Source organism: Sorangium sp. So ce295 (assembly GCF_051527405.1).
In the GTDB taxonomy this organism is placed as follows: Bacteria; Myxococcota_A; Polyangia; order Polyangiales; family Polyangiaceae; genus Sorangium; species Sorangium cellulosum_B.
On the sequence record NZ_CP150324.1, the window covers coordinates 11,382,071 to 11,406,686 of the forward strand.

At 71.3% G+C, this 24,616-nt stretch carries 17 protein-coding genes; 3 read left to right on the forward strand and 14 right to left on the reverse strand.

Going from position 1 to position 24,616, the window contains the following annotated elements; all coding sequences use genetic code 11:
• Positions 1-182: 182 nt before the first annotated feature.
• The 7 genes from WMF11_RS43280 to WMF11_RS43310 all read right to left on the reverse strand — a co-directional run bounded on the left by WMF11_RS43280 (position 183) and on the right by WMF11_RS43310 (position 8,075).
• Entirely contained in the window at positions 183-950 is a 768-nt protein-coding gene (locus WMF11_RS43280; RefSeq protein WP_437974915.1) for a hypothetical protein, read from the reverse strand.
• A 61-nt stretch (positions 951-1,011) separates the two neighbouring features.
• Positions 1,012-1,905, reverse strand: coding sequence for a hypothetical protein (locus tag WMF11_RS43285; RefSeq protein ID WP_437974916.1), 894 nt, complete (start codon positions 1,903-1,905; stop codon positions 1,012-1,014).
• On the reverse strand, positions 1,902-2,525 hold the full coding sequence (locus tag WMF11_RS43290) for an RNA polymerase sigma factor (RefSeq protein WP_437974917.1): 624 nt from the start codon (positions 2,523-2,525) through the stop codon (positions 1,902-1,904). Before WMF11_RS43290 ends, WMF11_RS43285 begins: the two co-directional genes overlap by 4 nt.
• Positions 2,522-3,658 carry a hypothetical protein gene (locus WMF11_RS43295; RefSeq protein ID WP_437974918.1) on the reverse strand — a complete coding sequence of 379 codons (1,137 nt, stop codon included), beginning with the start codon at positions 3,656-3,658 and terminating at the stop codon, positions 2,522-2,524. The genes WMF11_RS43290 and WMF11_RS43295 overlap by 4 nt, the downstream gene beginning before the upstream one ends.
• A 6-nt stretch (positions 3,659-3,664) precedes the next feature.
• Positions 3,665-5,353 (reverse strand): metallophosphoesterase family protein, encoded by a 1,689-nt coding sequence (locus WMF11_RS43300; protein WP_437974919.1) that lies wholly within the window; start codon positions 5,351-5,353, stop codon positions 3,665-3,667.
• 122 nt (positions 5,354-5,475) lie between these two features.
• Complete coding sequence (locus tag WMF11_RS43305) at positions 5,476-6,687, reverse strand: c-type cytochrome (RefSeq protein WP_437974920.1); 1,212 nt, start codon at positions 6,685-6,687, stop codon at positions 5,476-5,478.
• Entirely contained in the window at positions 6,684-8,075 is a 1,392-nt protein-coding gene (locus tag WMF11_RS43310; protein ID WP_437974921.1) for a DUF1501 domain-containing protein, read from the reverse strand. The genes WMF11_RS43305 and WMF11_RS43310 overlap by 4 nt, the downstream gene beginning before the upstream one ends.
• Before the next feature lie 212 nt (positions 8,076-8,287).
• Between WMF11_RS43310 and WMF11_RS43315 the strand changes: the two genes are divergently transcribed.
• Positions 8,288-9,988, forward strand: a complete 1,701-nt coding sequence (locus WMF11_RS43315; RefSeq protein WP_437974922.1) for an AAA family ATPase — start codon at positions 8,288-8,290, stop codon at positions 9,986-9,988.
• A 435-nt stretch (positions 9,989-10,423) separates the two neighbouring features.
• Here WMF11_RS43315 and WMF11_RS43320 read toward each other — a convergent pair whose 3' ends face one another.
• The 7 genes from WMF11_RS43320 to WMF11_RS43350 all read right to left on the reverse strand — a co-directional run bounded on the left by WMF11_RS43320 (position 10,424) and on the right by WMF11_RS43350 (position 22,266).
• The gene (locus WMF11_RS43320; protein ID WP_437974923.1) at positions 10,424-14,386 is read right to left on the reverse strand and encodes a phosphorylase family protein; all 3,963 of its coding nucleotides are present in this window, start codon (positions 14,384-14,386) and stop codon (positions 10,424-10,426) included.
• A gap of 278 nt (positions 14,387-14,664) precedes the next feature.
• Positions 14,665-15,399 (reverse strand): hypothetical protein, encoded by a 735-nt coding sequence (locus WMF11_RS43325; RefSeq protein WP_437974924.1) that lies wholly within the window; start codon positions 15,397-15,399, stop codon positions 14,665-14,667.
• Positions 15,399-17,426: a DUF1585 domain-containing protein gene (locus WMF11_RS43330; RefSeq protein WP_437974925.1), complete on the reverse strand. Its 2,028-nt coding sequence runs from the start codon at positions 17,424-17,426 to the stop codon at positions 15,399-15,401. Before WMF11_RS43330 ends, WMF11_RS43325 begins: the two co-directional genes overlap by 1 nt.
• A complete protein-coding gene (locus WMF11_RS43335; RefSeq protein ID WP_437974926.1) occupies positions 17,423-18,979 on the reverse strand; it encodes an ABC transporter ATP-binding protein in 1,557 nt (518 codons plus the stop codon). The genes WMF11_RS43330 and WMF11_RS43335 overlap by 4 nt, the downstream gene beginning before the upstream one ends.
• Positions 18,976-20,058, reverse strand: coding sequence for an ABC transporter permease (locus tag WMF11_RS43340; RefSeq protein ID WP_437546178.1), 1,083 nt, complete (start codon positions 20,056-20,058; stop codon positions 18,976-18,978). The genes WMF11_RS43335 and WMF11_RS43340 overlap by 4 nt, the downstream gene beginning before the upstream one ends.
• A gap of 56 nt (positions 20,059-20,114) precedes the next feature.
• Positions 20,115-21,212, reverse strand: a complete 1,098-nt coding sequence (locus tag WMF11_RS43345; RefSeq protein WP_437904952.1) for an ABC transporter permease — start codon at positions 21,210-21,212, stop codon at positions 20,115-20,117.
• A gap of 19 nt (positions 21,213-21,231) precedes the next feature.
• Positions 21,232-22,266: a BMP family lipoprotein gene (locus WMF11_RS43350; RefSeq protein WP_437904953.1), complete on the reverse strand. Its 1,035-nt coding sequence runs from the start codon at positions 22,264-22,266 to the stop codon at positions 21,232-21,234.
• A 377-nt stretch (positions 22,267-22,643) separates the two neighbouring features.
• Between WMF11_RS43350 and WMF11_RS43355 the strand changes: the two genes are divergently transcribed.
• Positions 22,644-23,222: a hypothetical protein gene (locus WMF11_RS43355; protein WP_437904954.1), complete on the forward strand. Its 579-nt coding sequence runs from the start codon at positions 22,644-22,646 to the stop codon at positions 23,220-23,222.
• 5 nt (positions 23,223-23,227) lie between these two features.
• Positions 23,228-24,532 (forward strand): c-type cytochrome, encoded by a 1,305-nt coding sequence (locus tag WMF11_RS43360; protein WP_437974927.1) that lies wholly within the window; start codon positions 23,228-23,230, stop codon positions 24,530-24,532.
• Positions 24,533-24,616 lie beyond the last annotated feature (84 nt).

Sequence of the window (24,616 nt, forward strand, 5' to 3'; positions counted from 1 at the left end):
CCAAGACCCAGGGATAAGCGCCGAGGCATGCCGGGCGAGTTGCAACGGGCATGCCCTGGGCGTCCGGTCGATGCGCCCGCCGATCTCGGCCCGGATCGCGCGGGCGCTGGGCCTCGGTGTGCCAGACGGCGCGGCACACCATGACAGCGTCGTCGAGGGGACCGGTCCTGAGCTGCTCGCCGTCAGGGGTCGCGCGTCAGCCGGACGTTGTAAAAAATGGCGCTCTCGATCGCGATGCTGCCGTTCGCCTCCTGTTGACCGAATTCAAGATCGAAGTCGACCCGCTCCTCCGCGAGCTCCGCGTCCACTGTGCACCCGGACTCGCGACAATGGCAAACCTCCTTGATGCACAGATCGATATAGGCACAGTCGACGGGCTGATCGGCCAGGAAGCAGCCGTCGCTGCCTTGCAGGTAGCCCTGGTCGGACTCGCAGAAGTAGGTGCGCTCGCCGCCGCCCGGGGTGACCACAAGGCGCGGCGTCTGGAGCTCGCACCAGCCCTTCCAGAGCTCTGTGGGGGCGATCGAGAAGCGCAACCGGCTCTCGCTGAGCTGCGCGCCCAGTAGCGTGAAATCGAAGCCCTCGTAGGGCAGGCCGAGCGCGTAACTAACCTCTATCCCGGGGTTCGGGGGATAACCCACGTCCGGATCCGTGGGCGGGGGCATCGATGGCCCCGCCCCGAAGCGCACCGTCCCCTGGATCGCCGAACGCTCCACCGTATCGATGTCGAGCTGCACCGCGTCCGATCCCGAACGGAACTTGAAGTTCTCGACGTATCCCTCCCAGTGCGCGACGAGCAGCGCGGCCGCGCCGGTTCCGCCGCCGGATTCCCCGCCGCCGGAGCTGGCCTCATCGCCGCCGATGGGCAGGTCTTGCGACTGACAGCCGATGTTCCCGAGCGAGGCAGCAGCGAAGAGCAACGCGAGCGCGACGCGAGTCGAATGATTCATGGTTCCTCCTGTCTCTTGCGGTCCATCGGTACATGGCCGGCGCGAGGAACATTCGTCTCTGTCAGTCGATATTTTCTCGGAACGCGCACGAAGCGCGGACTCGGCCCGCGTGCACCGAGCTCGGCGCTTCGCCGAGGAGCCGCTCGGCTTCCGCGCGCGCCTCCGGCGCCCGCCCTGCGGCGCAGAGGGCGAGCACGCGCGCGGCCATGCGCTCCTCGCGGAGCTGGCCCTCTGGAAACCGGGCGCCGAGGTCGTCGAGGCGATCGAGCGCGGCCGACGGATCGCCGTCCCGCACGGCGTCCTGCGCCTCGCGCAGCAGGGCCATCTCCGCGGCGAGCGTGCTCGGCCTGGCCGGCTGTCCGCCGCGCGGGCGCGCCGACTCGCGTTCGCCGTCCCCTGTCGAGGACGCCCGCGCGGCGTCCTCCGCGCTGGGGTCCAGCGGCCGCGGCGGTGCCGGCGCGACCGCGCGGGCCTCGCGCGGGGGCGGGGGCGCCGCCGTCGGCGCCGGCGCGTCGACCGGAGCTGCTGCGGGCGGAGCCACCTCGGGCGGTGTCATCGCGGGCGGTGTCATCGCGGGCGGTGTCATCGCCGGCGGAGGCGCCGCGGGCGCGCTCGCCGGCGGCGCTGCGCTGGCCGGCGGAGGGACGTCGAGGGTCGCCCTGCCGGTGAAGAACCCGCCGGCGAAGGCGACGGCGCCGATCAGCGCGCCCGCCGCGAGCATCTTGCCCGAGAGCACGCCGCCGGCCGCGTTGCCCGCGAGCACGCCGCCGCCTGCCCCGCTGCCCGCGAGCGGCGCCGGGGGCGAGGTGGGCGCCTCCCCGGACGGCTCCTGCGGCGCGCCGACCGCCAGCTTGCCCGCGAGCGCCGCGCGGAGCCGCGCCTTGTCGGACGGCGCGAGCCCGTCCGCTCGGGCCGCCCTCAGGAGCGCGCGCGCCTTGTCGCTCGGCTCGCTCATGGCCACCCGCCCCCGCGCCTCGCCAGCGCCAGCTCGAACTCGCGGCGCGCGGCGCGCAGCCGCGAGTAGACGGTGTTCACCTTCAGGTCGAGCGCCGCGGCGATCTCCGGCGCGCTCAGCTCCTCGATCTCCGCCATCACGAGCACCGCGCGCTTGTCGTCGTCGAGCTCCGCGAGGAGCGCGTCGACGAGCTTCAGCGCCTCGACCTGCTCGAGCCGCTCCGCCGGCCCCGGCCCGCGGTCCGCCACGCCACCCGGCAGCTCCTCGAGCCCGCCCTTGCGCCGGACGAGGCGCCGGTGATCGCGCGCCACCCGGCAGAGGATCGCGAACAGCCACGCCTTCACGCTCGACCGCGGCTCGAGCTCGCCGAGCCGCCGGTGGACCACGACGAAGACGTCCTGGAAGGCGTCGTCCAGGCTCGCCTCGCTGACGCCGAGCCGGCGCAGGTTTCGCCAGACGAAGTCGGCGTGCTCGTCGTAGACCGCGTCGAAATCGAGGGCGACGGGCGCGTCGTGGGCGCCGAAGTGCGGATCGAACACGGACCCCGCGAAGGGAAGCGCCGACGCGGGGGACGTCCTCGTCACGCGAAGTACATGGCCGGCGCCCTCTGGATCCGTCACGGAAATCGCACCTCGACCCCCAGCGAGGCGCGGAGCGTGGCGGCGGCGCTCCGGTGGACCGCGCCGATGCCGACGAGCACGAACCGATCGCGCGTCACCGGGAACGGAACGTCGAGCGTGAGCGGGACGCGGAGCCGGTCCGAGAGGGTGAAGGTCGCGAGCGCTCCGGGGTGCGGCGCGACCCAGAGCGCCCGGTTCGAGCCGGGCGACGCCGCGCCGAAGCTGTCCGCGCTCATGACGCCGACCTCGACGCCGGCGCAGGGTCCGAGCTCGACCGAGCGATAACGCATCGCGTAACACACGCGCAATCCGCCGGTGGTCAGCTGGACGTCGCCGCCCATCGTCGTCCGCTCGACGAACGCTTGCTGCGCGCCGAAGTAGGTGCCGGACAGCTCGACGCGGACGGCTCCGATCAGCATGCCCGCGGCGATGCCGGCCCCCGGGGCGACCGCCGGGAGCGAGGCGGTGTCGAGGACGCCGGAGGCCCTGAGCGTGCCGCGCAGCTCGAGGGGGCGCGACGGGCCCTGCGCCGGGGCCGCGCTGGCCCCTGGCGGGGGCGAGGCCGCGGTCGGCGCCTCGACGGCGGTGGGCGCGTCCGGAGATGCGTCCATCTCCGGCTCGGTGCCGGCGCCCGGATCCCCGCCGGCGCCTGGATCCGCGCCGGAGATGTCGCCTGGCGCCGCGCCGGCGCCCTGATCCACCGTCGGGGTGCCGCGGCTCGCTGCGTCGGGATCGATGGCGAGCGCGATGATCAGCGCCGCCGCGTCCGCGAGCTCCGCGCAGGTCTCGCCGTGGAGCTCGCGCGACCGTGTCGTCTCGCCGAGCGTCGTCGTGAGGCGGAGGTCCCACGACCCGCGCTCGTTCCGGGACACCACCGCGCGCGCCTTCAGCGGCGGCTCGCCGTTCGCCTCGGATGACCGCCCGAGGCGCTGCTCGATCTCGGCCAGCACGCGCGATCGATCCGCGCATTCCCCGGGCGCGATCCAGTCGAGCTCGACGCCGCCCGCGCTCGCCGCGGCGTCGGCGCGGGCATCCCCCGCCACCGCGGCGAGCGCGGCGAGCGCGAGCGCGGAGATGACGAGGGAATCCGCAGCAGCGAGGAGATCCCGCCGACAGGGATCGAGCAGGCGCATCACGTCCTACGGATGGAGCGGCGGCAGCTGCTCGCGGAAAAACGCGTTGTACTTGGGATCGTTGTACCGCTCGTACTCGATCGCGAACGGGGTCAGCTGGCTGACGCCGCCCTTGTACCGGATGGTGAGGGCCATCGGCGTGACCTCGCGGTAGTTGCTGGTCAGCGGCAGGTCGTCGTTGGTCTTCCCGCCCGCGGAGAACAGGGTGAGCAGCACCCCGTCGGGGTCGTCGTGCACGACGCGGAAGCCCTCCGGGACGCGCTCGTGGCCGCGGATCAGCGTGGTACAGCCGAGCTTCTGCATGAAGCTCTTGAACTGCCGCTTGCCGAAGGGGAAGCGCGCCGTGGACTTCTGGAGCTCCGCGGGGATCGCGTCGACCTCGCTCGGGTCGCTCCAGAGCATCTGGAACCGGATCTCCGGGTCATTGAGCGAGGACACCGACGTCCACCGGGCGGCGATGGTCTCGTCGCGCGGGATCCCCGCGTGGACGAAGAGGATCCTGTCGAAGACCAGCATGTTGGGGAGCGCCTCGAAGAGGCGCATGTAGGCCGCGAACACCTCGTTCGGCGCGATGGCCGCGAGCGAGCTCATCGCCTCGGAGGGCCGCACCGGCGCGAGGACGCGCCCGTTCAGCTCGACGTAGTACTCGTGGTTGCCGCGCAGCACGAAGACGCTGTCGGGCGCGGCGAGGAAGAGCTGCATCACCGTGCGCAGGATGCCGTTGTAGCTGAACCTGCCGCGATCGATGTAGTCGCCGAGGAACACCAGCATCATCCGCGGGTGGTTCGCGGGGTCGTCGCGGTGGGCCTGCACCTTGGCGAAGAAGTCGGCCTGCATCAGCGCCCCCTTGAGGCACGAGTAGCAGCCGTGCAGATCGCCGATGACCAGGAGCTCGACGTCCTCGGCGGGGTCGGGCGAGGCGACGTAGACGTGGCCGTCGAGGAAGGGCGCCTGCCCGGCGAAGCCCGCGAAATCCGCCGCGCCGTCGAGCCGGCCCGCGCCGCGCGCGCGCTGCTCCTCGAGCTTCGCCTCGAACCTGCGCATCAGGTCCATGTCGACCTTGGCCTGCTCCGCGAACGTGGCTGCGTCGCTGGCGTAGTCCCACTCGAACGCCTTGAAGAACGGGTGATCGACCTCGCGCGCCTGCTTGCGCGTGGCCGGATCGATCACCACCGCGCCCTGCTCGATCGTCTCGATGTCGACGTCGTCGATCTCGATCGGGGACGCCGACAGGAGCGACGAGAGCTCGTCGCGGAACCGCTGCTCGTTCGGGTGGACGACGCCGTCGGCGAGCATGAGCTCGTCGACGGTCGCGAGCAGCGCCTTCCGGTTGTCGTCGTCGAAGCCGTCGAGGAGCTCGAAGCAGCGGAGCTTGATCTTGGAGAGGACGAAGTCCTTCGGGTCCTCTCCCTCGGCGACGCTCTCGGTGAAATGGCTCTGGATCTGGTGGTCGATCTCGGAGAAGACCTCGTGGAAGTGGCTGGTCCACCGGCCGACGACGTCCTGGTTCTCCTGGGCCTCGCCGGCGAGGGCGTCGCGCGCGCGCTGCCGGACGAGGTCGTGGATGTAGCCGCGGATGAAGGACTTCTCGGTCGGATCGAGCTCGCCGTCGATGTACCCGAACCCCGTGAGGTAGTAGATGATGGCGTGCATCTGCTGCTCTGCGACGCGCGGATCCGGGCTGAACGACATCATCAGGCAGCTCTCCTCTTCGCGATGGTGCCCCAGGGTAGCGCAAGACGGGCGCGCGGCGGCGGCGAGCGCGCCTCACGGCCGCGCGGGCGAGCGCGCATCGCGGCCACGGCGGCGAGCCCACATCACGGCCGCGCGGGCGGCCCCGCGCGCCCGACGAAGGCGCGGATGCGCGCGCGGTCGGCCTCCGACAGCGCGTATCCCGGGGGCGGCATATTCCGCTCGTCCACGACCCGGCGCGCGATGGCCTCGCGGAGCGAGGCCCACGCCGCGGGCGTGGAGAGATCGACGCCGCCCTCGCCGCGCGGGCGGTGGCAGCGCGCGCACGCGCGGGCGAACACGGGCGCGATCTCGCCCCAGGCGGTCCCGTCGCCGTCCTCTGCGGCGAAGCGCCGGAGGGCGCCCGACGCGAGCAGCCACACGTCGCCGCTCGGCGAGCCGACGAGCCTGCCGCCCTGCGGGAGGCGCGCGCCGCGGGTCTCGCGCGCGCCGGCCTGCTCGAGCACGCCGAGCTCGTCGCCGTCGGCGAACCACGCGCGGTCGCCGGAGACGGCGAGCCCGTGGAGCGCGGCGCGCGCCCGGAACCGGAGGCGCAGGACGCCGGCGCCGTCCTCCGCGTAGAGCGCATCGGGCGTCGCCGCGAGCAGCGCGCCCGCGCCCGTCAGGGCGAGCAGCGGCGCGGCGCCGTCCGCCGGGAGCGGGTACGATCGCAGCGCCCTCGTGGCGACGTCGAGGGCGCCGAGCCCATCGCCCCCGGCCGCGAAGGCCACGCGCCCGGCCCCCGCCGCGAGCGTCGCGAGCGGGCCCGTCGCGTAGCGCGTGACGGTCTCGCCGTCCGCCACCGCAATCTCGCGGTCCAGCGCGAAGGTGGCGCCGCCCTCGCCGAGGCCGATCGCGGACCGCACCGCGGCGCGCTCGAGGCCGTAGCGGTCGGAGACGACCTCGAAGGCCCCCTGGCCCGGGAGCCGGAGCAGCCGGCCCTCGGCGTCGACGCCGACGATCCACGTGCCGTAGCCGTCGGGCGCGGGCAGGGCCGCGGCGCTCACCCAGCGGTGGGGCGCGCGCTCCACCCTGGCGAGCGCGCCGTTCACGAAGACGGCCGCGGCGCCGTCGTGGAACACCACGACGCGGCGCCCGTCGTCGGCGACCGCGCGCACCGCGCCGAGCTCCCCCGGGGACGGCCACGCGACCTCGCGCACGACGAGCGGCGGGAGGGGCGCCGCGGCCTGCGCCGCGCATCCGGCGAGCGAGAGCGCCAGCGCTGAGGACGAGAGCGCTAACGCGGAGGACGAGAGCGCCAGCGCGGCGGCGGACGCCGCTCGGCGGAGGAGCGTCACGGCGACCGGAGCAGCTCCGGCACCACCTCGCCGTCGCGCAGGTGCGCGCGCGGGGAGATGCCGAAGGCGAACAGGAAGGTGGCGAGCAGATCGGGCGGGGCGATCGGCCGCGGCCCGCCCTGGAACGTCTTCGCCGGGGCCGGCAGGAGCTGCTCGGGATCGGTCTTGCCGAACGCGAAGCTCCCGCGGAAGCGCGGGGAGATCACCATGGCGGAGTTGTTGGGGTAGTGGTCGCGGCCCATCGCCGTGTTGAGCTGGGGCGTGCGGCAGAAGTCGCTCGTCACGAGGATGTGGGTGTGATCCGAGAGCTTCTTGCCGGCCCGGGTCGGGTGCGGGGTCGTGTCGAGCGAGCCGAGCAGGGCGGCGATCAGGTCGAAGAGCTCCTGCTGGGTGGCCGCGTGCTGGCGGTAGGTGCTCGTGTGCGTGTCGAACCCGCTGCTCGAGAAGCTCACGCAGCGGACAACGTTCCGCCGCATGGCCTCGATCGCGAACGCGGCGTTGACGGCCGCTTGCCTGGCGTAGCGGGCCGCGTGGTTGAACTCCGGGTGCGTCTGGATGAGCTTGCCCCTGGAGAACACCTCCTGGAGGCCTGAGCTCAGCATCTTGCCCAGCCCTTCCGCCTGGATGGCGAAGCCGCGCAGGGCGTCTGTGTGGCTGGATCGCGCGGCGAGGGACCTGGCCTCCTCGGAGAGGAGCGCGGTCACCGCGGCGCGGTCCTCGTCGGTGTCGTAGTGGCGCGCGCGGGAGAGCGAGCGGCTGAGGGTGCCGATCTCCCCGACCATGAGCGGGACGGCGCGCCGATCGAGGCGGTCGCCGACGAACGCCGAGGGGAACTGGACCGAGACGACGGGGAAGGTCTGGCTCGCGCCGAGCTCGCTCCCGCAGATCGCGTCGACGCTGGAGGCCAGGGTGCGGCCGCCGCTGAGGTGCCTTCCCGTGGTCGAGAACGCCGTGCCGTCGGGGTGGCTCACGGTGTTCATCGCCAGGCCGTTGAGGATGCACAGCCGGTCATGCATGTCCGCGAGGGCGCCGATGCCCGGGCCGAGCACCAGGCTCGAGCCCCTGGGCGTGACCGGCGCGAAGCTCTTCGCGCCGCCGGCCGCGGGCGCGTCGACCCAGAGGCGGAGCCCCGCGGTGTCCGTGTTGTCGGTCGTCGCGGGGCTCACGAGGCCCCTGGCCTCGTTCCGAGGATCGGCCCACAGCGTCACGTCCCAGCCGCCGGACGCGTGGATGAAGAGGAAGAACTCGTCCTCCGCGGCCTTGCCCTGCGCGGCGAGCGCGCGCGCCGGCAGGCCGAGGACGCCGGCGAGCGCCGCGCCCGCGGCGGCCTCGAGCAGCGCGCGGCGCGGGACGGCGAGGCGGCGGGGGCAGGGGTCGTGGCGAGGCATCGGGCGCGCGGCTCAGGATACCCTCCGCGGCCGCGCGCGCCCGCACGACATTGCCGTCCAACGAGCTCGTGCGTGCCGCCTTCGTGACGGCCTCTCGGTTGGCGGCGCGCGCTGGCGGCCAGAGCGGCGCACGCTGAAGGCCGGCGCTGCCCGCTTGCTACTGAGCTCGCCCTTCCTCCATGCTCGTGATGCTCCGCCCGTCGAGCGCCCCCATGATTCAGCACGTCGCTCTCGGCATCTCCGACTTCCGCGATCTCCGCGAGCGCGGGCTCGTCTACGTCGACAAATCGCACCTCATCCAGGAGCTCGTCGACCGCCCAGGGCTCGTGGGGCTCCTGCTCCCGCGGCCGCGGCGCTTCGGCAAGACGCTGAACCTGTCGATGCTCCGGTACTTCTTCGAGAGGCGCGACGAGGACCTCTCGCACCTGTTCGAGGATCTCTCCATCTGGCGCGCGGGCGAAGCGTACCGGGCGCACTTCCGGCGCTATCCGGTCGTGTTCATGACCTTCCGGGACGTCAAGGCGCCCGCCTTCGAGGCGTGCTGGAAGGCCATCCAGAGGAAGATCGAGGCGCTGTTCGACGAGCACCGGGCGCTCGTCGATGGGGGCGCCCTGAGCGAGCGCGAGGCGCGCGATTACCGCGCCATCCTCGACGGCACCGCGGACGAAGTGCTCTATCAGCGCGCGCGCTTCGATCTCTGCGCCTACCTGCACCGCGCCTCCGGCGAGAAGGTCGTCATCCTGATCGACGAGTACGACGAGCCGATCCACGCCGGCTTCGTCGGGGGCTACGCCCGCGAGGTCCTCGACTTCTTCCGCGCCTTCCTGACCGGCGGGATCAAGGACAACCCTCACCTGTCCAGGGCCGTTCTCACGGGCGTCCTGCGGATCGCGAGGGAGAGCATCTTCTCTTGCCTCAACAACATCGGTGTCTATTCGCTCCTCCGCACCGAGTTCTCCACCTGCTTCGGCTTCACCGAGCCCGAGGTGATCGCGCTCCTCAAAGACGGGAGCGCGCTCGACAGGCTCGAGAGCGTCCGCAAGGCCTACAACGGCTACATCTTCGGCGAGACCGTGGTCTACAATCCCTGGTCCGTGCTGAGCTTCCTGGCCAGCGACGACAGGCGCACCCGCAGCTACTGGGTGTCGACCAGCGCGAACGAGCTCATCAGAGATTTGCTGGTGCACCACGCGCTCGACGTCGAGGACGACATCGCCATCTTGCTCGAGGGGGGCGCGATCGAGCAGCGGCTCGACGAGAACGTGGCCTTCGACCAGCTGCCGGGCAGCCCGCGAGCGCTCTTTGCCCTGCTCGTGTTCTCGGGGTACCTGCGCGCCGAGGCGGTCGAGGCGGGGACGACCCACGTGCCGGCGTATCGATTGTCGATCCCGAACGACGAGGTGCGCGAGGTCTATATCAGCACCTTCCGCGACTGGATGGAGGGGCGGCTGTCCGGGCAGGGCGCGAGCTCGCGGCGGCTGGTGCGGGCGCTGCTGAGCGGCGATGTGGCCACCTTCGAAGAGCAGCTCCGGGCGTTCGTCGTGAACGTCCTCTCGTACCATGAGGCGCGCCGCCTCGGCCCGGAGGAGGTCTATCACGGGTTCGTCGCAGGCTTGCTCGCCACGCTGGAGCCCGACTACGAGGTGCGGTCCAACCGCGAGTCCGGCGAAGGGAGGCCCGACGTGCTGGTGCGGCCCCGGCAGCCGGGCAAACCCGGCGTCGTGCTGGAGATGAAGGTGGCGCGAGGCGGCCAGACGCTGGAGCAAGCGCTGGAAGAGGGGCTGTCGCAGATCGACCGCAGGGACTACACGGCCGAGCTCCGCGCCGCTGGCGCGTCTCCGGTGCACGCGCTCGCGGTGGCGTTCAGCGGCAAGCAGGTCGCGGTGCGCGCCGCCGAGGGGGTTGGCCGGTGATCGTCGGATTTCCCTGCCCACCTAGCGGCGTGCCGAGCGCGGCGTCGATCTAGCCCTTTAGGGACGCAGTGCATCCCGATGGAGGCAATAGGCGAAGGGCAATCCCCGCGGCCTGCGCCGGTGGCCTCCGCAGCGCTGGCGCAGCGCCGAGAGCAGCGTGGGCCCGGTGAGCGCGTCGACCTCGTCGAGGAAGATCAGAGATTCGGTACAGCAGGAGAGGTCCGCCGCGGTGTAAACACCAGGACAGCAACGTTCAGGAGCATGCCAGCTCATCCCCGACACCCTCCAGCGGATCGGGCGCGCGTGCCAGCGGTAGCTCAGCGCGCTTCCCGGAGCTGCTGGACGCGCTCGGTACAGACCGACGGCGCGCGCGTCGAGTTGCCGCAGTGAGAGCCGCCGATGTGACCTGCCGGCCGGTTCGACCTCGACTCCGACCTATGCCGAAACGCGCGGCAGGGAGGCACGGAGCTTCGCTGCCTCGTCTTTCCATCGTGCGCCCTCGTCGAGTCGTCCCAATCCGCAGGATGCCTTACCCAGCAGCGTCATTCCTTCCGCCGCCCCCCAGGCGTACTGACACTCCGGATGACGCGCTCCTATCCGGCGTAGGTTGCTCAGGGGCGCATCCGGCGTCGCCGCGGGTTGATCCGTATCGAGCAGAACGCCGTTCAGCGCCTTCAAGGCTGCCTCTGCAGCACGGGCGAACGCCGCCGAGGCCTCCTCACTCAGCCCTTGCGCACGCGCTAGAGAGGCCTGTGCAAGGAACGACCGCGCCTGCTCGTTCATCAGATCAATGAAGTAGATACCAAAGCCCCACGTATCTGCGAGATGGAGGCCCTCCGCCAGCTCCGCGGCAGCGCATGCATGGTCGGCGCGATCGGTGCTGATTCGGCCGGAGATCAGATGGAGCAGGCATAGATGCTCGACCGAGCAAGAGTGCAGGATCCAGGGTCTGGCGGAGTCAAGTATCCGCCGAGCCTCCTCGATGCCGCCCCTGCGCCGCGCGGCGTCGGCCAAGGCTAGCCGGGTCCGCGCCATTTCGGGAGCGTGGCTTTCATTCACGTCCTCGGCAAGCTCGAGACGCCCCGCGAGCACAGCGATCTCAGCGTCAACCATTGCTTCGCCCCAGCCGACGCTGGTCGTCGGTATGCCTTTACCCATGAGGAAGCGCGCGACTTCCCGTGTCATTCTCCAGTAGCGGCCGGTCGCCGCGCGGGGCAGGAATCCACGGAGACACAGGATGGTGCCGGCCCAGAGCGGATGCACTTGATCAATGATATCGAGTGCTCGGCTTAGCTCCCCGCAGGCACGGAGGTACCATGCCAGATCGAGCGGTTCGCCAGGAAGGGAGCGTAGGATCCGCAGACCTCGCGCGTACTCCCCGATGCGCTTTCCTAGGTGCTCGCGTCCCCCTAGCCTCTGGCGGTAGATGTCAAGCGCGCCGCGCACATCACCTGCGCGGACGGTGTGATGGATGAGCTCCTCCAGCAGATCCAGCGTGGGACCGTCCGAGGGGTGCTCGACGCCTGGAGCGGCGCTCAGCCGTGCATGCGACAAGGCCAATGTGGGGAGTTCCGGAAAATCGCCTGCTCGGAGCGCGACGATCGCGCCCCTCAGTTTGTTGATAGCCTTCAGATCGAGCTGCCCTTGGTAGCGGGATAGAAATGACTCGAGATCGGTCGCCAACTCCAGGGTGCCAGCGCGACGCAGCTCATGAGCTTGCCATCGATCGCGGATTGCGCTCAACGCGAACCAGAGATTGTTCAGTATCTCTTCGAGTGGACGCCACCCTGGCATCGAGGCCAGTCGCTGCAGCGATGATAGCCCGGATAAATGGCCCCGGTGGTCAGCCCGTGAAAAAAGCGACAATTCATCCGCTAACGCGCCTTCGAAAATGTCATCATAATCAAGCCCCGACAAAACCCAACGATAGACCAACGAACGAACCAGAACCTTTACAGACCCAGCCAACCACCTACGCTCAGGCACTGCGGCCAGAGTCAACAAATATATGGATTCTCCGAAGGCGCGCCGCGAATGCCTTGGCCAAGCGCGGATCAACGAGAGGATGGCAGCCTCCGCGCTCTTCATCTCATTAGCAGCCTTCCTGCGTTCTGACCGACGCAGAGCCTCAAGCTCCGTCTGAAGTGCCTCGAGTCGGTCCTTGAACTGCTCGAACGCTTCCAGCGTGGCGACCGCCGAGAGGCTCCTGTACGAAGCCCGGGCGGCGTCGTGCGCCGCGGCACACTCGGTGAAGAGCTGGTAGAAATGATCGCGAATCGCTGGGTGTGCGGTGTAGTGCTCCCCCGGCTCGACCAGGACGAGGTGGAGATCCACGAGCCGCTTGACGATCCTACGGAGCTCGATCTCGGTCATCCCAATGAGCGGACCGGCGACCCTCGAATCGCCTGATTTTGCGAAGGTCGTGTGCAGCGTCTCGGGCGTCGCCCCGAATCGGAAGATGCAGAAGCGGGAGAGCAACGCGAGCTCGACGGGAGTGAGCGAACGCTCGTAAGCGTGTAGCACGCGTGCGAGCTTGCGTTCCTCCGGGAGGTCCGAGTCGATTCGAGGCTCCTGTAGATCGTGAGCGGCCAGCGCATCGCCGCCACAGAACTCTGCGAGGTAGATGCCAAGGTGATCGAGGGTGAGCGCGTGGGCGCCATACTCGTCGATGATGCGGTCGAAAGCCGCCTGTTCGCCTCGAATCCTGTGATGAGAGAGCAGCCGCCTTGCATCGCCGCGATCGAGCTGATCGACGTCGACACACCGGTAACCTCTGCCCTTCCAGCGGCGCAGGTCCGCGAGCGGGAAGCGGCTCGTAATGAGGCATTTGGAGCTTCCAACGCCCAGCGCGAGCCGCGACATGACGTGCCGCAGCAAGGGATCCTCCAGCTCGCCGAAGCCGACGTGACGGTCGCTCAGGCCACGCTGCACCCGCTCGAGGCCGTCCATGACGATCAAGCTGCGGCCGGGAGCCTGCGTGAGTCGCTCGACCAAGCGGTACGCGAGCCCGATCCCGCGCTCATCTGGCTGCTCGCCTGCTGCGAAGTACGCGTACGCTTCGCGGAGGAACGTGCCGACGTCTTGATCGATGTAGAAGCTCCACACGAAGAGCCGATCGGGGCGATGCCGCCTGCCGCTCGCGAGCCTCGAAAGAAACTCCGCAACGATGGCAGTCTTTCCTGCGCCGCCAAGGCCGACGAGCGAGGCGACACCGACGTCCTGGGAATCCCAGACGCGGTGGAGTTCTGCTAGCTCGCGTTCACGCCCCACGAACAGCGGTGCCGGCGGCAACGCGTGGATGGCGCGATGGGAGAGCGGGTCCGGAAGGGCCGTCGCCGCCGGAGGTGCATCCCGGACCACGGAGAGAGGGCTTAAGCACTCACGGTTGCCGCCGACCGACGCAGCCGCCGCCGGGCCGGGCGGAGGCGATCCGCCGAGGCCCGGTCGCGGGTCGTCGCGCTCGCCGGGGCTCGTCGGGGCTCCCCCCCTCAACGCGCCTGCGCGTCCGGACGCGTGCGGCTCGATCGGCATCGTCAGCAAAAACGCGCGCGCGAACGCTGCCGCGCTGTGGCACGCGTACTCGGTCCACGCAGGATCCCGATTGAAGCCGATCACGTCGCTGATCCCCCGGATCGCAAGGAAGGGCACGTCGCGTCCGTACGTGGCGCGGTGGACGCCGCCGGATTCCATCTCGATCGCCAGGAATTGCCGCGCCGCTCTCAGCCACGCTTTTGCACGCTCCGCGTCCCTCACCAGCCGATCGCTCACCGCGAGCGCGCCGGCGGTAAAGCACGGCGGCCGCGGGGTGCCACCGAAGTGGTGCTGAAGCGTCTTGCGCACCTTCTCCTGCCACGCCTCGTCGCCATAGAAATTCTCGGGCGCGAGATCCACGGTCGGCCGCTGCACCTGGATCGATGCTGACGTGTTCCAAGGCCCGAGCTCAGCTTCAACTGCAGGCAGATTGGCCGCGAGGATCGCGGCCTCGCGGTGGACAGCCCCTCCCGTCACGGCATGCTCGAAGGAGCCGTCATGGAGCAGCGCCTCCACGCTGAAATCGACGATCCGCGTGGAGACAACGACGTCTCCAAGGGTGAACTCGGGAGCGGGCGTCGCACCCGCGATGCCGATCACGAGGAGCCAGCGCGGGGCGAGGTCTTCGAGCAGGTCGCGGGCGGCGGCGAGCGCCTCGCCGTTGCCCTGCTCGATGCAGCGGAGGATCGCGATCGTGTACGTGCCGGCGGCGCCGAGGCCGAGCCGGCGTAGGTTGTAGACGCGGAGACCGCGCGCGCGGCCATCGCCATACCGCTCGGGAAAGCGGGCCAGGACGGCGCGAAACTCATCCTCGCGGATCGTGAGAATGCCGAAGTCGATGTGGCCCGCCAGATCCGCGAGATCCATCGCAGAACATCTCGCGCCAACTGGCTCGGAGAGTCAAGCCGTAACACGGCGCTGACCGGGCCCGCGCTCCGCTCCTCGCGCGTCGCCGGCTCGCATCGAGCCGGCGCGGCGCCCAGCTCTGCAGCGTAAAGCGCGCCCACCGTATCGAGCCACGTCATTGGCGATCTAGGGCTCACCGGGCGGCATCGTCACGACGGCGCCCTCTCTACCTCTCCTCTTGGCGGCCTTGGCATCTTGGCGATTTTTCCCCTGTTCCAGGGCGACTTCCCGCGGTGATGCTAATACAAATGGAACTCCGGGTGCCGCACGAGCCCGTAACAGACGGCCGCCCACCCCGCCTCCTCCGGCGAGAAGCGCGACTTCGCCGCGCCCTTCGCGCGGTGCCGCGCGACCGTCCCCTCGTACAGCGCGAAGAACTTCGCCTCCCGATCCGGCGGCGCGAGGCGTGCCGGGTAGCTCAGGAACGTCCGGTGCAGCACGTCGAAGCGCAGGGCGAACGCCGCCTCGTCCGGGTCCTGCGCGGGCAGATCGAAGGCGAAGATCAGCCGCCGCTCGATCGGGACGCGCTCCTTCGCCTTGAGATCGTGCTCCAGGGCGCGGTCGCAGAGCGCGATCCCGAGCCGCTCGAACGCCGCCAGCATGAGCGCGTTGGTCTGCGTGGCGCGCGGGAGATCCAGGCCGTGATCGGGGAGCCCGAGCGCCGCGAGGTAGTCTCCCCAGGTGTCGAAAAGCGCCGCCTTGTCGTCCCCCCGCGCGCGGCGCTCGACCTCGGCGGGCGCGAGGCCGCCGAACAGCCGGAGATAGGTCCTCAGGTACGCCTCCGCCGGGATGAGCCGCAGATCCTCCCTCGGAGCCCGGCTCTGCGCGACGCGCCCCGTCTCCCGGAGCGGCGCGGCAGGTCGCGGCGCGATCGCCTCCGGCGGGCCGCACGCGCCGGCCACCGCGGCCACCGCGGCGACGCCGACGAGGGCGAAGGCCCCCGTCCGCCCGGGCGCCCTCCCCCGGCCCTGCATCACCGCGCTCCCTCGCCGCGCGTCGCGCCACCCAGCTTCCCCGCCCCGCCCTTCGCCGCCCTGCCCCGTTCCGCCTCGCCCCTCACCGCCCCGCCCTTCGCCGCCCCGCCCCGCTCCAGCGCAGGCCGCACGTTGCTCGCGCGCGCATACGCCGGCGAGCGGACGATCGCCTCGACCAGCGGCCGCATCCGGTAGCCGCGCGACACGAACCGCTCGCGTAGCGCGCCGAGCAGCGCCTCGTCCTCCTCGCGCAGCGGCCGCCCAAGGAACGACTCGGTGACGCGCTCGACCGCGCACGACGCGAACTCCGGCATACGCGTGAGATCGGCCGCGGCGCCGGCCGGGCCTCGCTCGGCGTGATCCGCCGAGGCATAGGCGCCCCGCAGCACGCCGCGCTCCCGGCTCGAGAACACGGGGTCGTAGAAGCGCTGGCACGATTGCCCCGTCTTCCCCTCCGCGTTCAGCTTGCACACCGGGTTCTCGATCGGGAACCGCTCAGCCGGCAGATAGGTCCACGTCGTCTCCTCGACCCGCGTGAAATACGCCGCGAGCGGCTCCAGCGTCGCGTGACAGCTCGCGCAGCCCGGCCGGACCATGAGGTCGGGCTCCTCCGACGGCGGGAGCTCCGCGTGCTCGGCCGTGAAGCTCTTGCACAGGAACGCGCTGTAGAGCGCCGCCGCCCGCGCGCGGCGCGAGGAATACTTCGTGAGGAACACCGGCGTCGTGAGGATCCCCGCCGCGCGCGGCCCGCGATCGGGGATGAACGTCCAGGTCGAGACGTCGTGCGGCGCGACGACCGGCGGCACCGCGCCCGGCAAGAACAGGGGCGCTTCGTCCTCGCGCATCCCGTACGACGGGTGCAGCGAGCAGCACGCCGCGGGCGCGCTCGACCGGTAAAACTGCGCGAGCGGCCCGTTGATGAACGTAGAACGACCGGTGAGGATCTCCCGGAAATCGCGATCCGCCGCGAAGACGTGATTCATCGTATGAATCGCCTCCTGCGACCACCAGAACTTGTTCCAGCCGCTGATCGTGTGCGGCGCGGAGCCGATGGGGTCCTCGATGCCGAGCGGGGTATTCGCCGGCAGCACGAAGCTCCGCGGATCCCTGCCCGCGCTGTCGGCGGGCAAGCAATGCTCGAGGCCGATGCCGCAGCCGCAATCGACGCTCATCACGGGCGCGAGCGCGCTCCGGCACGAGATCGGCTCGCCCCGGTGCGCCTTCGCATAACGATCCTCGCGCACCGGCGGGCGCGCGCGGCCCGGCGGCAGCGGAGCCCCCTTCGGCGGCGGGGGGATGTCGCTCGCGTAGATGTGGCCGACCTCGGCGGTCTGCGCCTCTTCCTTGCAGACCCGGACCTCGACGGTCGGCGTCTTGCCGTCCGGCTCGACAAGGAGCTGCGGCAGCGGGACATAGGCGCTGTCCGGGTCCTTCCACCCGTCGCCATACCGCTGCGTCGGGACGACGGAGAGGTAATCGCGATAGAGCCAGTAGGGGCGCACGAGCGTCGTCCGCTCGTCGAGCAGCCGCTGGGAGATGCGGGCGGGCGTCCCCTTGATGGGCGCGTAGGCCGCCACCCCGAGCCCGCTCTCGGCGTCGGAGAAGCAGAACTCGCCGTCGATCACCGGGTTCAGGCGGCGCTGGTTGACGCGGTAATAGACATAGAGCGGCTTGCCCTCCGGGCCGAGCACCTGCACCCGGCGGAGCGTCGTCGCAGACGGCGTGAACAGCCCCGCCGGGCCGAGCTCGAGCCGCAGGACATCCATGTAGATGCGCGTGAGCCGCTCGGCATACCCCGGACCGTCGAGGTGGCGCTCTATCCAGGCGTCCAGATCGAAGCCCGGCGACTCGAGCTCGGCGAGCTCCTCGCGCGTCGGGAGCCGCCCCTTCAGGTCGAGGGAGAGCGCCCGGAAATACCGGTACTGCTCCAGCGTCGGTGCGGCGGCGGACGGCGGCGCGAACGAGGCCGCGGCCGCCGCCGCGAGCGGCGCCGCCACGGCCAGCGCGCGCAGCGCCCTCCCCTTCATGCGTCGACCTCCTCCGCGGCGGGCGGCGGGGCCTCCTCGCCGGGGAGCACCCCGGCCATCAGCATCCCGAGCTCCGTCCGCGATACCGCGCCCGCGTCCCGCGTCGCCACGATCTCGCCCCGGTACATGACCGCGATCCTGTCCGACAGCGCCAGGATCTCGTCGAGCTCCGCCGACACGAGCAGCACCGCGGCCCCCGCGTCGCGCGCCGCCACGATCTCGCGGTGGATGTGCTCGATCGACCCGACGTCCACGCCCCGGGTCGGCTGGCTGGCCACGAGCAGCTCGACGGGGCGGCTCATCTCCCGGGCGAGGATCACCTTCTGCTGGTTGCCGCCCGACAGCGCGGAGACGGGCGTCCCCGGGCCGGGCGCGCGGATGTCAAAGGTCTTTATCAACCGACTCGCGTTCTCCTCGCGGGCGTCGTCGCGGAGCACGCCGCGCACGGCGAAGGGAGCCTTGTAGTAGGTGCACAGCACGAGGTTGTCCGCGATCGCGTACGAGAGCACGAGCCCGTGGCGCTGGCGGTCCTCGGGCACGTGCGAGACGCCGCGCTCGATCAGGGCGCGGGGCAGCGCGCCGGTGACGTCGCGGCCCCGGAGGAGCACGCGCCCGGCGCGCGGCGGCGAGAGGCCGGTGATGGCCTCGCAGAGCTCGGTCTGGCCGTTGCCCTGCACGCCGGCGATCCCCAGGATCTCGCCGGCGCGCACCGAGAAGCTCACCTCGCGCACCACGTCGGCGCCCGATCCGCGGCGACCCGCGACGCCGAGGCGCTGCACCTCGAGCACGACGTCCTTGGGGCTCGCCGGGGCCTTGCTCACCTGGAGCGCCACCTCGCGGCCCACCATCATCGCCGCGAGGCCGCGCTCGTCCGTCTCCGCCGGGATCGCGGCGCCCACCACGCGCCCGGCGCGCATGACCGTCACCCGGTCCGCGACAGCGAGCACCTCCCTGAGCTTGTGCGTGATGAACAGGACCGAGACCCCCCGCGCCGTCAGCCCCCGCAGCACGCGGAACAGCTCGTCCGCCTCCTGGGGCGTGAGCACGGCCGTCGGCTCGTCGAGGATCAGGATCTCCGCCTTCCGGTAAAGAGCCTTGAGGATCTCCACCCGCTGCTGCACGCCGACCGGGAGGTCCTCCACCCGGGCGTCGGGATCGACGTCCAGCCCGTGGCGCGCCGAGAGCTCGCGGACCTCGGCGCTCGCGCGCCGGCGGTCGAGCAGGGCGCCGCGCACGGGCTCCGCGCCGAGCACGACGTTCTCGGCGACCGTGAACACCGGGATCAGCATGAAGTGCTGGTGCACCATGCCGATCCCGAGCGCGATCGCGTCGATCGGCGAGCGCAGCGCGACCGGGCGCCCGCTCCGGAGGAGCGACCCCTCGTCCGGGCGCAAGAGCCCGTAGAGGATGTTCATCAGGGTCGACTTGCCGGCGCCGTTCTCCCCGAGCAGGGCGTGGATCTCGCCCTTCCGGAGGTCGAGATCGACCTTGTCGTTCGCCAGGACGCCGGAGAACCGCCGGGTGATCCCCCGGGCCTCGAGGACGGCCGTCACCGCCGCCCCTCCCGCTCGTACGGCAGGCCGTCGGCGGCCGGCGGCGTGGTCTTGCCGATGACGCCGGTCAAAAGCAGCAGCGTCAGGAGATAGGGCACCAGCCCGACGACCGACGATTGCTGCAGGAACGACCACGACGGCGGGATCTGGTCGCGGAAGAGCTGCAGGTTGATCTGGAACGCCTGCGCCGCGCCGAAGACGAGCGCCGCGGCCCACGAGCCGAACGGCGTCCAGTCGCCGAAGATCATCGCCGCGAGCGAGATGAAGCCGCGCCCGTTCGTCATCAGCGGCTCGAAGGACGGCACCGACTCCAGCGTGAAATACGCCCCGCCGAGCCCGGCGATCGCGCCGCCGATCACGACGTTCACGTAGCGCACGCGGGCAACGTCGATCCCGACCGTCGCGGCCGCGCGGGGGTGCTCGCCCACGGCCCGCGCGCGCAGGCCCCACCGCGTGCGGAAGAGCACGAGGTGCGTCAGCGCGACCAGCGCGATGGCGGCGACGGCGATCGGCTGCTGCTCGAACACGGGGCCCACGACCGGGATGTCCGCGAGCAGCGGGACGCCGATGCGCGGAAGGACGCCCGGCGCGTGAGGCACCTGCCCGCCGAACACGCTGCCCGACCCGAAGAAGAGCTGGCGGTTGAAGAAGCCGGTGAGCCCCACGGCGAGCAGGTTGATCACCGTCCCCGCGAGGATCTGGTCCACCGAGAAGGTCACCGCGAGCGCGGCCAGCAGGAGCCCCAGCGCGGCGCCGGTGGCGACCGCGATCACGACGCCGAGCAGCAGGCTCGGCAGCGGCGGGAAGCCCAGGATCGAGCTCGCGTAGATCGACCCGAACCAGCCCGAGAACGCCGCCGCGAGCATCATGCCCTCGATGCCGAGGTTGACGACCCCGGAGCGCTCGCAGAAGACGCCCGAGAGGGCGCCCAGGGTGAGCGGGGTGGCGACGGCGAGCGTCGTGGCCGCCATGCTGGCCACGATCGTCAGCGGCGGCACCTGCGACGCGCCGACCAGCGTCACGACGAGGACCAGCACGCCCACGACCACCGCGATGAATGCGTAGCGTCGATAGCCCATCTTCGTCCTTCCCTGCTCCCGTTCCCCGCTCCGGTCCCCTCGCTCGATCCGGCGCGCTAGCCGCCCCACCCGCGCGTGAGCACGAGCCGCTCGTGGTCGCCCCGGACGCGGTAGATGCGCCTGACCAGGGCGTCCGCCGCGACGAAGAGCAGGATCAGCGCCTGGATGATGGAGATCACGTCGATCGGCACCTGCGTCAGGTACTGCATCCGGGTCGCGCCGCTGCGCATCACGCTGAACAGCAAAGCCGCCAGCACCGTCCCGCCGGGGTGCGCCTTGCCGAGCAGGGCGATGGCGATCGCGTCGAAGCCGTATCCCTGCGAGAACCCGAGCTCGTGCCGGTGGTGCAGCGCGCTCACCTCGATGGAGCCTGCCAGCCCGGCGAAGGCGCCCGAGAGCGCCATGGTCGCGATCACGGTGCGGCTCACCCGCACGCCGGCGTAGCGCGCGGCGTCCGGGCTCTGCCCGGCCGTGCGGATCTCGAAGCCGAACGTCGTCCGCCGGAGCGCCCACCCGACGAGCGCCGCCGCGAGCAGGGCGAGCGGGAAGCCCCAGTGCAGCCGGAAGCCGTCCACGAGCGCCGGGATGCGCGCGCTCTCGTCGATGAGCGGCGTGCGGGAGAGCACGTTGGACGCTTCGGGGTCCTTCATCGGACCGTTCAGGAGGAAGCTGACCGCGTTGAGGGCGACGTAGTTGAGCATGATCGTGCTGATCACCTCGTGTCCCCCGGCGCGCGCCTTGATCCAGCCCGGCACCGCGGCCCACAGCCCGCCCGCGAGCGCGCCGAGGAGCAGCGTCAAAGGGACGTGCAGCGCCGCGGGCAGGCCGCCGCCCACGAGCTGCGGCAGCCAGTGGCCCGCCCAGGCCGCGGAGAGCGCCCCGAGCGCGAGCTGCCCCTCCGCGCCGATGTTGAAGAGGCCGCCCTTGAGCGCCAGCGAGACCGACAGGCCGGCCAGGATGTACGGCGTCGCCCAGACCAGCGTCTCGCTCACCGCCCGCGGCGACCCGAGCGCGCCCTCGAGCATGCCGGCGTAGGCCTCGATCGGGTTGCCCCCGGCCAAGGCGATGAGGACGCCGCCCAGGACCATCGCGGTGAACACCGAGAGGGCCGGCAGGAGCAGCGGCCGGAGGGGCCGGATCAGCTTCTCTCGCATCCTCAAGAGCCCAGGGCGATCACGGCCCCTTGGCCGGCGGCACCGCCGTCTTGAGCGTCCCGTCGAGCAGCCCTTTCCGGAGCTCCTCCATCTTCGCCTTCACCTCGGCGGGGACCTTGGCGTCGAGATCGTGATACGGCGCATACCCGGACTTGCCCTGGAAGTTCCCCGACGGCAGCTTCCCCTCCTTGGCCGACTTGATGAGGTCGAAGGTGCCGTCGGAGATGAGCTTGACGGCGCTGGAGAGGAGGACCTTCTGGGCCTCGGGCACCGTGAAGTACTGGTCGGTGTCGACGCCGATGGCGTAAACGCCCTTCGTGGCCGCGCCGAGCAGCGCGCCGTTGCCCGTCTTGCCGCCGCCGCCGAAGACGATATCGACCCCCTTGTCGATCATCGAGACGGCGGTCGTCTTCCCCCACTCGGGATCGGTAAACGTCTTATCGAAGCCGACGTCGTTGTGATAGACGACGCTGAGCTCGATGTCGGGCTTGACGTGGCGCGCGCCGGCGCGGAAACCCTCCCCGAAGCGCCACACGGGCGGGACGGCGTCGGTGGCGAGCACGGCGCCGATCTTCCCCGTCTTGGTCATCATCGCGGCCAGCGCGCCGACGAGGAAGCCGCCGTGGTCCTCGGGGAAGACCAGGCCCACGACGTTCGGCTTGGTCGCGCTCTGGAACTGGTCGATGCCGATGAACTTGACGCCGCTGAACTGATCCGCCGCGGCGCGCGTCGCCTCCGTGAGCCCGAAGCCCGACGTGACGACCACGTCGTACTTCTCCTCGGCGAACGTCGCGATGTTCTTTGGGTAGTCCTTCGGATCCGTCGTCTCGATGTACTGCGTCGTGGCGCCGAGCTCCTTCTGCGCCCGCTGGAGCGCCTCCCAGGCCGACTGGTTGAACGACTTGTCGTCGATCTTGCCCATGTCGGTGACGAGGCCCACGCAGAACACCTCGGGGCTCGCGCAGTCGGCCTTCTTGCTGCTGCTGTTACACCCCGCGAGCGCGCTGGCGAGGACCAGCAGGACCGCGATCGCGACGCGCCGCTTCTTCAACATGCCGGATCTCCTTGGAAGGCCCGCATTGGACACCGGGCCGCGCACCAAGGCAACCACCGTATCGCACTGGCGCACCTTTGCTCACACGGGCGCTCTCATCTGCTGCGCGGGAGCACGGCGAGCTGCGCGGGAGCACGGCGAGCTGCGCGGGAGCACGGCGCGCCTCGAGATCGCGATCGGGGGAGCAACATTTTTTCCTCGAGCGTTGTCACAGTCGATCGGCAGCGCCCGATGAGCGACGGGGCGCGCCGGCGCAGCCTTCCCGAGGAGGTCCTTCCATGAATGGTCCCGCCGTTCGATTCACGCTTTTTTGTGCACTCATCGCGTCTGCCGTCATCCCTTCGGCGGACGCGTCGGCCTGCGGTGGAGTCGAGATCATGCCCGCGATCGACCACCGCGTGATGGGGATCGCCCAGGCCGAGCAAACGCTTCACGACGGCCGGTTCACCGCGGCGGCGGGGAGCGTGATCCGGATGTTCCCCGAGATCCGGCGGATCTCCTATGACAAGGACCCGCTGATCAACCGGGCCTTCCGCGTCCTCGCGGTGGCCACCGCGCGCGCAGACGGGGCGCTCCAGGTCGGACCGCAGCTGCCGCGCGAGCTGCTCGAGACGTGGGGCGGGGCGTCGGCCGAGGAGCGCAAGGGGAACATCGACTGGTCGATCCGCGCGCTGCGCCGGCTGAACGAGCAGCGGAAGAACGATCCGGCGCTCCAGACCGACCTGGGCGAGGCGCTCGCCAGGGCGCCCGAGCACCGCGGCGAGGCGCTCAAGCTGCTCGGCGATCTGGCGGAGAAGGACCTCCTGACGAGCCCCGAGGCGTACGCGACGCTGGCGCGGCTGCGCGCGCTCTCGGGGGACAACGCGGGGCACGACGCCGCGGCCACCCGGTGCGAGACGATGGCGCAGAACAAGGCGCTCTGCCGGACGAGCGGCGCTGTCGGACCGCAGAGCTGACGCCGATGCGCGCCCGTCCGCTGCTCGCCCTGCTCGCAACGCTCGCCTCGGGCGCCGCGGGGTGTACCTCCGAGGACGCGCGGGGCCCCGCGCTGGCCGCGGCGCCGCGTGCGAGCGACCAGGGCGCCGGGGCGGCCGCTCCGGCCGCCGTGGCCGCGGCGCCGGCCGGCGATCCGGCGCGCGGGGAGCGGCTCGTCGCGGAGCTCCAGTGCAACCGCTGCCACGACGGGACCGGGCAGGCGCCCGCGGCGCGCGACGCCCACTGCGTCCAGTGCCACCAGGACATCGCGGCGGGCCGGTTCCAGGCGCCGGCCGCGGCCATGAAGCGGTGGAACGAGAACCTCGTGCAGCTGCGCGACGTGCCGTCGCTCGCCGCCGCCGGCGACAGGCTGCGCCGCGACTGGATCCGCGCCTTCTTGCTGTCACCGCACGACGTGCGCCCGCGCCTGCACGCGACGATGCCGCGGCTCCCGATCGGGCCCGAGCAGGCGAGCGATATCGCGGCCTACCTCACGCGCGATCGCCGCGATCGCCGCGAGGCGCGCGAACGGCGCGAACGTCCGAGTGCGCCGCTGGAGGGCGCGAGCGCCGCCCGGGGGCGCGAGCTCTACGAGGCCAAGGGGTGCGGGACGTGCCACGCCTTCTCCGGCGCGGCCGGGGTGACGGCGGTCGCGCCCGTGAAGGGGATGGAGAAGGAGACGCGCGCCGCGATCGCCCTGGCGCCCGATCTGAGGCACGCGCGCGACCGGATGGAGCCCGCCGATCTCGCCGCGTGGGTGCTCGACCCCGCGGCGATCAAGCCGGGCACGCCGATGCCCCAGGTGCCGATGTCACCCGCCGAGGCGCGGGACATCGCGGCCTTCGTCACGACCGCGGAGCTCTCGCCGCGGGCGCCGGCGAGCGCGCCCGAGCGGCTGCCGCTGCTGTCGCGGCGGGTGACGTACGCCGAGGTAGATCGCCGGGTGTTCCGCGTCACGTGCAGGCACTGCCACTCCGAGCCGGATTACGCGCTCGGCGACGGCGGGCCCGGGAACACGGGTGGCTTCGGGTTCAAGCCGCGCGGGCTGAACCTCGCCACGTACGAGGGGATCGCCGCGGGCTACATCGACGATCAGGGCGAGCGGCGGAGCGTGTTCTCGCGCGGGCCGGACGGCGCCCCTCGCCTCGTCGCCGCGCTGCTGGCGCGGCAGGCGGAGGAGGCGGGCCACGCGGCTCCGGCGGTGCGCGGGATGCCGCTCGGGCTGCCCGCGGTCGGGCCGGAGGAGATCCAGCTCGTCGAGAGCTGGATCGCGCAGGGGCGGCCGCAATAGCGAACGAGCGGGAGGGGGCGATCGCCAGGGTCGCTCCGGCCTTGTCGTGGTGCCCCCCTTGCTTCCACGGTGACACCGAGGAGG

Excerpts from the sequence above, each read along its gene's own strand:
- WMF11_RS43345 (WP_437904952.1), bottom strand. The coding sequence starts at position 21,212 with ATGCGAGAGAAGCTGATCCGGCCCCTCCGGCCGCTGCTCCTGCCGGCC.
- WMF11_RS43355 (WP_437904954.1), top strand. The coding sequence starts at position 22,644 with ATGCCCGCGATCGACCACCGCGTGATGGGGATCGCCCAGGCCGAGCAA.
- WMF11_RS43285 (WP_437974916.1), bottom strand. The coding sequence starts at position 1,905 with ATGAGCGAGCCGAGCGACAAGGCGCGCGCGCTCCTGAGGGCGGCCCGA.
- WMF11_RS43325 (WP_437974924.1), bottom strand. The coding sequence starts at position 15,399 with ATGCAGGGCCGGGGGAGGGCGCCCGGGCGGACGGGGGCCTTCGCCCTC.
- WMF11_RS43315 (WP_437974922.1), top strand. The coding sequence starts at position 8,288 with ATGATTCAGCACGTCGCTCTCGGCATCTCCGACTTCCGCGATCTCCGC.
- WMF11_RS43280 (WP_437974915.1), bottom strand. The coding sequence starts at position 950 with ATGAATCATTCGACTCGCGTCGCGCTCGCGTTGCTCTTCGCTGCTGCC.
- WMF11_RS43320 (WP_437974923.1), bottom strand. The coding sequence starts at position 14,386 with ATGGATCTCGCGGATCTGGCGGGCCACATCGACTTCGGCATTCTCACG.
- WMF11_RS43330 (WP_437974925.1), bottom strand. The coding sequence starts at position 17,426 with ATGAAGGGGAGGGCGCTGCGCGCGCTGGCCGTGGCGGCGCCGCTCGCG.
- WMF11_RS43360 (WP_437974927.1), top strand. The coding sequence starts at position 23,228 with ATGCGCGCCCGTCCGCTGCTCGCCCTGCTCGCAACGCTCGCCTCGGGC.
- WMF11_RS43350 (WP_437904953.1), bottom strand. The coding sequence starts at position 22,266 with ATGTTGAAGAAGCGGCGCGTCGCGATCGCGGTCCTGCTGGTCCTCGCC.
- WMF11_RS43310 (WP_437974921.1), bottom strand. The coding sequence starts at position 8,075 with ATGCCTCGCCACGACCCCTGCCCCCGCCGCCTCGCCGTCCCGCGCCGC.
- WMF11_RS43300 (WP_437974919.1), bottom strand. The coding sequence starts at position 5,353 with ATGATGTCGTTCAGCCCGGATCCGCGCGTCGCAGAGCAGCAGATGCAC.
- WMF11_RS43340 (WP_437546178.1), bottom strand. The coding sequence starts at position 20,058 with ATGGGCTATCGACGCTACGCATTCATCGCGGTGGTCGTGGGCGTGCTG.
- WMF11_RS43295 (WP_437974918.1), bottom strand. The coding sequence starts at position 3,658 with ATGCGCCTGCTCGATCCCTGTCGGCGGGATCTCCTCGCTGCTGCGGAT.